Origin of the sequence: Blautia faecis, from assembly GCF_027662325.1 — a bacterium.
GTDB lineage: Bacteria > Bacillota > Clostridia > Lachnospirales > Lachnospiraceae > Blautia_A > Blautia_A faecis.
In genome coordinates this window covers 1-6,381 of sequence record NZ_JAQDKY010000074.1, presented here as the reverse complement: position 1 = coordinate 6,381, position 6,381 = coordinate 1, and the positions used below count along the sequence as shown (strand labels likewise).

Below are 6,381 nucleotides of genomic sequence, written 5' to 3'. Positions count from 1 at the left end.
TAGTAGAACAGTTCATCCCAAAAATATAGTCTGTTCAAATGATGCCATTTATTGTATTCTAAATTTGTAGGTAAGCTGAACGGGTAACTTACCAAGGGATAGCGGCAACAGATGTCTATCTAACCATACTACCATTGAGATCGAAAAGTATGAATTGAAGAGTACAATAATAGGGTTGATTGAGGATCAACTTTTATTTTTTGTACCTTCATGTTAGAAGCCGTTGTGGACTATTACCTAAAAATAATAGATATAACACAAAGAGAATTATTCAATCTGTCCAAGCATAACAGGAAGGAAAAGATTGAAATTCCATAGGTAGTGGCTTCGTTGACGCGACTAAGTTCAATACGGAAAAATCGGTCTGCAGGTGTGTCAAACAGAAGACACTATTTTTTTATATCTGAGACCGATTGTTTCCGATACAATTTATGGAACATTCAGCACATCATGGACAAACCAAGTCTGAGCCGTGACCATAATGGCAAATGTGCAAATAGCAAAGAGAAGTACTTCAGCCACAGCATTGACACGGCTGGATTGAAGTTGCTTTTTCAGATTGGCAGGCAAGATTCTTGACAGCAGACAATAAACTAAAAATCCAATACAGGCTCCAGCGGTATTTGTCATCAAGTCATTGATGTCGGAAGAACCCCAGCCAAACATCTGGACAATTTCAACAGCCAAAGAAAACAGAAAGCCAGTCAATGCAACCGTCTTCATGTGATGATATTTCTTGTACAGCAGCGGCAGGAAAAATCCCAACGGGACAAACAGAATAATATTCAGAATGGTATCAATTGGCCCAGTTATCATACCGATAAATGGAGTCCAAGAAATGTTCGGGCGAAAGGTCATTGTGCTTGTAAAGCCGATGCCTGTGACGGTCAAAAGTCCGAATAAATAATAACCAAAAACAAACACTGCAGCGGTATGGAGAAAACTTTGTGTTCTCCCCAATTTTTTGAGCCACAAGAAATACAGTACGAAGACTGGAACCATAAACACATACCCACTAATTGAGCGGATGAGAATATCAGAAATTGGTATCATTATTATCTCCTTGTCAAATTCAAATTTATTGCCCATTCCAGCATTGAGCATTTTCTCATAAAGCAAACAGAATACTGTCATTAGTAACGACGGTATTCCCATAATGCTAATCGTAAGTCTAATTGTTCAATGTCGATTAGACATTCACTTTTACATTTTGGACAAAAGAGAGGAAAATTTTTAAGTACGGTATCTTCCCGAATTTTGTCGCGTGTTTTATTCCCGCAGACTGGGCAGCGGATGAACTCTGTTTTCTCCATATTGTTCACTCCGAATTGCGATCATTCTTTTTCTTATCCCGATATTTCCGTATGAGTTTATTACGGATAGGAACGCCAACACCAATCAAAAGCACAACTGCCAAAATTGTGAAATCCATACAATCACCTCACATTTCCTTATTCTTCATAACCCGAATGGACAAGAAGATTGAAACCGCATACATCACGACAATAGCAAAAACCGCAAGGAAAACGAGAAGTATCGGAGAAGATTCAACGACTGAAATAATTGAGTTCCCGATAGCTGGCATTTTAGAGAGAAGAAGTAAAGTCACCAAAAAACCGGCCACTGGAATATACATAAATACCCGTCCTTTGATTGAGCCGTACTTGTAATATCCCGGAATCTGGAACACGGTATAGAGTGCAAATAAGAATACTCCTGCAATAGCGGCAGTTACAATATCAAATACGCCAACTGTTTCACCCAGCACTTTCAAGACAAGCGGCTGTGCAATCAAAGAAATAATCAAGGAAAGAAGCCCCATTGCAAGGACAAAAACATAGCGTCCGATCACAAGCTCGCTTTTACGAACAGGTAAAATACCAAACAGACGATCCATGCTGTTTTTTTCTGTGATGGAAAAGGTATATCCCGTCGTCATGGCAATAAAGCACATAGCAAATGATACCCCTGTCAGCAAAGAACGATTGATTGCGGCAAACACAATCGGCAGGAGCAGGGTAAAGCAAATCGTCTTAAAATATGGTTTTACCAATGCAATATCTAATTTTGTGGATTTCAAAATATTACTCATAATCGTCACCTTTCTTGCTTGTAAACACTACAATTTCATCAATGGTGGCAGGATCAACGGTCAGGTTAGGGAAACCGCTAATATCTTCGGTTTTCATCAGAGCCTCAAATCCCGTAGGGAATGTACGAATACCAGCCGCCTTATTTTTCAGATCATCGGACAGTTCCTCAATTCCACCTTTTACAATGCGGAACATATCTACAAAATCATCTTTGCTGCCAGTAAAGTACAGCTCGCCATAACTGATGTAGGTAATATAATCGGCTGCACGCTCCAAATCGCCTGTGATATGGGTGGAGAACAAAACACTATGCTCGCCATCTTCAATATACTCTGAAAGAATTTTCAAAAGTTCATCTCTGGAAACCGGATCAAGTCCACTGGTCGGCTCGTCGAGGATCAGCAGCTTGGCGTCGTATGAAAACGCACAGGCAAGCATTAACTTCATCTGCATACCTTTGGAAAGTTCTTTTACCTTTTTGGTTGGTGCAATGTGAAATTTCCGTAACATATCCGCAAATTTCTGGCTGTCCCAATTTGGATAAAATACCGAAATGGATTTTTCAACCTGCGACACTTTCCAATCATCACTGAAATAATTTGTATCGAAAACAACGCCCAGCTCTGATTTTACTTTTTGTTCTTCTGCGATATTATCCAGCCCCATCACTTTGACTGTGCCACCGGTGCGCTTGAGCATATTCAAAATCAGTTTGATTGTCGTTGTTTTGCCAGAACCATTCGGGCCAATCAAGCCCATAATATATCCCTTTGGCAAAGTAAAGCTGATATTGTGAAGCTGAAAAGAATCAAAAGATTTTGAAAGATTCGTTACCTCTAAATAATTAGTCATCTGTTTTTACCTCCGTTAAAATGTCCAAAAGGCGATGTAATTCCTCTGTGGATAGATTTGCCATTCTTGCAGCTTTTATTGCTTCGGTGAGATTGTTTTCTACTTTGCAAATAAGCTGCTCCTTAATCAGTTCTGAACCAGACCCCATTACGAAACATCCACGCCCCTGCACATTTTTAACAAAGCCCTCTTGCTCTAATTCTGTGTATGCCTTTGTCACTGTTAAGACGCTGATCTTTAAGTCTTTGGCAAGTGTTCTAAGGGAGGGCAAAGTTTCTTCGGCTTGAAGCTCGCCAGATAAAATAGCCGCCTTGATCTGCTGTTTAATCTGCTCGTATATGGGGACGCCAGATACATTTGAAATAATCAGTTTCATTGCTGCATCCTCCGTGTGTTTTAACTGTTATGCTGTTGTGTATAACAGTATAACATGCAAGGCTCCAAAAAGCAATATAGTTTAAGAAAAGTTCATAATAGCAAAAATTGGTCGGGATAATAAAATTACTATCCTGACCAATTTCTTTTAACAGGAAGTGCCTATTTCATCCGCTAATATTCCATCCAACTTTATTCCATAAAAAACACCCCGCCTAATCAGTTCCGGGATATTTACCAGAGTAGTAATGAGGCTGTATTTTACTTTCTTTGTTTGCAGTAAATGCGGAACGCTGCTGCGCCAGTGGCTGCCAACTGTACCAGAAGCAGCACAGCAAACAGACCGAAACTCTCATAGTAGAACAGTTCATCCCAAAACAGGAGAACATCACAGAGGGCAGTCAAGGCAACCGTCCAGCGGATGTGCCGGGCCAGCCATTGCCGGAACACCAGCACAAGGACAACGGGCGGTACGATCAGCAGCGCCAGATTCAAAATCAAGGTCGGGGTCAGTTCCATTGCGTCGCCTCCTCACTTTTGTTGATAAGGGTATTGTAAAACCCCAATGTCAGCGAAGTGTTACAGCGGCTAAGAAATTTCAATGAAAATCGGGGTGAAATGTTACAACGCTCGGACACTTTTATATTAGTTGGGTCTACTTCCTTAGTCTACAATCCGTAATCTCTCAACCAACGGAGTTTTTTGTAAACTGTAAAAAGCGGAAATAGTAATCATCAAAATAATCAGAACCACCACAATGCAATATACAGTAAACAATGCTAATGGAAATGTATATGACAAATAGAAAATCCCTGCACTTATCAAGCCTTTTATCAATATCTGCCCTAAAATAATTCCCAATATCAGAGTAAGTATCAAGCTTCCTATCGCCAATACACAACTTTCGCATAGTGCCATTTTTTCTGTTTGTTTCCTAGTCATACCGATGGATTGAAACATAGCGTATTCCCGCTTTTTTGTTGCTATATTTGTAATGATTGTACTTGCGAAAGTAATGATACTAAAAAGCAGCAAGAATAGTGTTACGCCTATGATAGATATTCCTACCTGCCTTATAGTAGCTTCTTTTGAAGCAATCGCTTCTTGCATAGTCGTCAGTGTTAATCCATCTGACATATCCACTAATTTCTCTAAAGATATTGTGGTGTGTTCCAATCCGGTATCATTTGCCTTTACAATCAACCTAATAGAAACATTAAAAGAAACCGAATTTTCTGCTATCAATTCAGTGGGCATTAAAAACCAGCCGCCATAAATTGCTGTATTTGAATACAGATCACCATCTAATATGCCTCCCACTGTATAAGTTTTTTGGGTGCCATCCCCAAATGTAAATTCTACTGTATCGCCTTTAGAAATACCTTCTACACCATTTACAGCAACGATCTGGTTAGATTGAACAAGCTGTTGATAATCCAAATCGCCTGATTCTCTGAATTGCTGAATAGAGGCAAAATCATTATCGGTAATAATAGAAAGTTGATCTTTGCCTGTGCTATTTTTCCCTGCCCAACTAATATCTGTTTCAACAACTTGCTTTATATTGCTAATGTTTGGAAACTCCATTATCTTTTGTTTGAAGTTTTCAATTTCCGAAACTTTCTCACTGTATTTACCAGTCGTATCACTCACAAATCGTCCATACTGGTAGCCATCCTTTTTTACCATACATTCGGGATCAATGGAAGCGGTGTATGTCGCAGCTAAGACGAATAAAAGCCCGCTTAGGCCCAAAGAAAGCACAGAAACTAAAATGCTTTTCCAGTGTGATGTTATGCTTATGATTGCCAGCCCCAAAGAAGATAATTTTCGTTTTTCTTTGTAAGTAATCTTACAATCAAAGCGTTCCATCATATATTTGCTGGAAAGGATCGGGGAAATGCTGAGGGCTATTTTTGTAGGTCTATTTAACGATACTTTTACAACGAAATTGATGATAACACTAATGATTATCCCCCAGACTACCGCAGCGATCCAATCCCAACCATCAGGTTGCAACAAATATCCAGCAAGGCCGCCAATCAGTAGACCAATCGGAACCCCAATTCTACATAAAAATTTTCTTTCGTAGCGCATGATTTTCTTTGTTTGCTGCTGTGTCATTCCGACAGTACGAAGCTGCCCAAATTGCCGCACCTGATTTACAACAGATAAATAGAAAACATTGTAAATTACTAAAGCACTCACAATTATAATGAAGATTGCCACCCCCATAAGAACCATGTTTTTCTGATTTAATAGTCCTCCGTTGGGCAAACTATCCATGAATAAGTCGTTTCTTGTTACATGATGAATGTCATATTTTGAAGATATATTATCGACCGCAGAAGAAAAACCATATTGCGTCATTTTTGTGGCATCAACAATGGTAATTGAAGCATCGTACCCGTTTTCTGTTTCAGTTACTTTGATGGATTCGATATTTTCCTCTGAATACAACAACTCAATTTGCTGCTGGGAAAGATCATAAAAAACAACTTGTGGCTGCCCTTCTGCCATTCTATCTTTTGTAGTTTCATATCCGCTTTCAAACATAATCAACATCATGAGTAGTGCTGTTGCAAAGACTATCGTAGTAAGCGAGAAACCCTTTTTAACTCGGTTTTTATCTATATCGTTTTTAGCAATTTTTTTCGTGATAGCACTGGTATCATTCTCTCATTCTCAAAAGGCCATGTCATAGCCTACCACCTCCTTATTCCACAATCTTGCCGTCCTCAATGCGGACAATCCGATCTGCAAGGCGGGCTATGTCGTCATTGTGGGTAATCATCACAACAGTTTGCCGGAACTCCGCACTGGTACGCTTGATAAGCCCCAGCACCTCGGCACTGGTCTTGCTTTGCTGCTGGCCGCCGGAAAGATTGTTCGGCATATTTTTCAGTTTATCTTCCAGCCCCAGCAGGTGAACGATCTCGTCCAAAAACTTCTGATCCACCGTGTCCCCGTCCAGCTCCACCGGCAGGACGATGTTCTCATACACATTCAGGATGGGAACAAGGTTATAGTTCTGGAAGATAAAGCCGATGTTGCGGCGGCG

General features: G+C 40.1%; 8 protein-coding genes. All 8 read right to left on the bottom strand.

Features of this window, described 5'->3' with window-relative positions; all coding sequences use genetic code 11:
• Positions 1-429: 429 nt before the first annotated feature.
• Positions 430-1,053, bottom strand: a complete 624-nt coding sequence (locus PGQ38_RS18800) for a VanZ family protein (RefSeq protein ID WP_025580950.1) — start codon at positions 1,051-1,053, stop codon at positions 430-432.
• 80 nt (positions 1,054-1,133) lie between these two features.
• Positions 1,134-1,313 carry a cysteine-rich KTR domain-containing protein gene (locus PGQ38_RS18795; protein WP_074021989.1) on the bottom strand — a complete coding sequence of 60 codons (180 nt, stop codon included), beginning with the start codon at positions 1,311-1,313 and terminating at the stop codon, positions 1,134-1,136.
• A 128-nt stretch (positions 1,314-1,441) separates the two neighbouring features.
• Positions 1,442-2,092 (bottom strand): ABC-2 transporter permease, encoded by a 651-nt coding sequence (locus PGQ38_RS18790; protein ID WP_015542934.1) that lies wholly within the window; start codon positions 2,090-2,092, stop codon positions 1,442-1,444.
• Complete coding sequence (locus tag PGQ38_RS18785) at positions 2,085-2,945, bottom strand: ABC transporter ATP-binding protein (RefSeq protein ID WP_004611597.1); 861 nt, start codon at positions 2,943-2,945, stop codon at positions 2,085-2,087. The genes PGQ38_RS18790 and PGQ38_RS18785 overlap by 8 nt, the downstream gene beginning before the upstream one ends.
• Entirely contained in the window at positions 2,938-3,321 is a 384-nt protein-coding gene (locus PGQ38_RS18780) for a GntR family transcriptional regulator (RefSeq protein ID WP_002578893.1), read from the bottom strand. Before PGQ38_RS18780 ends, PGQ38_RS18785 begins: the two co-directional genes overlap by 8 nt.
• Positions 3,322-3,581: 260 nt before the next feature.
• Positions 3,582-3,839: a hypothetical protein gene (locus tag PGQ38_RS18775; protein WP_055158488.1), complete on the bottom strand. Its 258-nt coding sequence runs from the start codon at positions 3,837-3,839 to the stop codon at positions 3,582-3,584.
• 144 nt (positions 3,840-3,983) lie between these two features.
• On the bottom strand, positions 3,984-5,876 hold the full coding sequence (locus tag PGQ38_RS18770) for an ABC transporter permease (protein ID WP_270433087.1): 1,893 nt from the start codon (positions 5,874-5,876) through the stop codon (positions 3,984-3,986).
• Between the two features lie 160 nt (positions 5,877-6,036).
• Positions 6,037-6,381 (bottom strand): ATP-binding cassette domain-containing protein (locus tag PGQ38_RS18765; protein ID WP_330674543.1); only part of this gene is annotated, 345 nt, incomplete at its 5' end.

What these genes read in the sequence shown, in the direction of transcription:
- PGQ38_RS18800 (WP_025580950.1), bottom strand. Translation starts at nt 1,053, where the DNA reads ATGATACCAATTTCTGATATTCTCATCCGCTCAATTAGTGGGTATGTG.
- PGQ38_RS18795 (WP_074021989.1), bottom strand. Translation starts at nt 1,313, where the DNA reads ATGGAGAAAACAGAGTTCATCCGCTGCCCAGTCTGCGGGAATAAAACA.
- PGQ38_RS18790 (WP_015542934.1), bottom strand. Translation starts at nt 2,092, where the DNA reads ATGAGTAATATTTTGAAATCCACAAAATTAGATATTGCATTGGTAAAA.
- PGQ38_RS18785 (WP_004611597.1), bottom strand. Translation starts at nt 2,945, where the DNA reads ATGACTAATTATTTAGAGGTAACGAATCTTTCAAAATCTTTTGATTCT.
- PGQ38_RS18780 (WP_002578893.1), bottom strand. Translation starts at nt 3,321, where the DNA reads ATGAAACTGATTATTTCAAATGTATCTGGCGTCCCCATATACGAGCAG.
- PGQ38_RS18775 (WP_055158488.1), bottom strand. Translation starts at nt 3,839, where the DNA reads ATGGAACTGACCCCGACCTTGATTTTGAATCTGGCGCTGCTGATCGTA.
- PGQ38_RS18770 (WP_270433087.1), bottom strand. Translation starts at nt 5,876, where the DNA reads ATGTTTGAAAGCGGATATGAAACTACAAAAGATAGAATGGCAGAAGGG.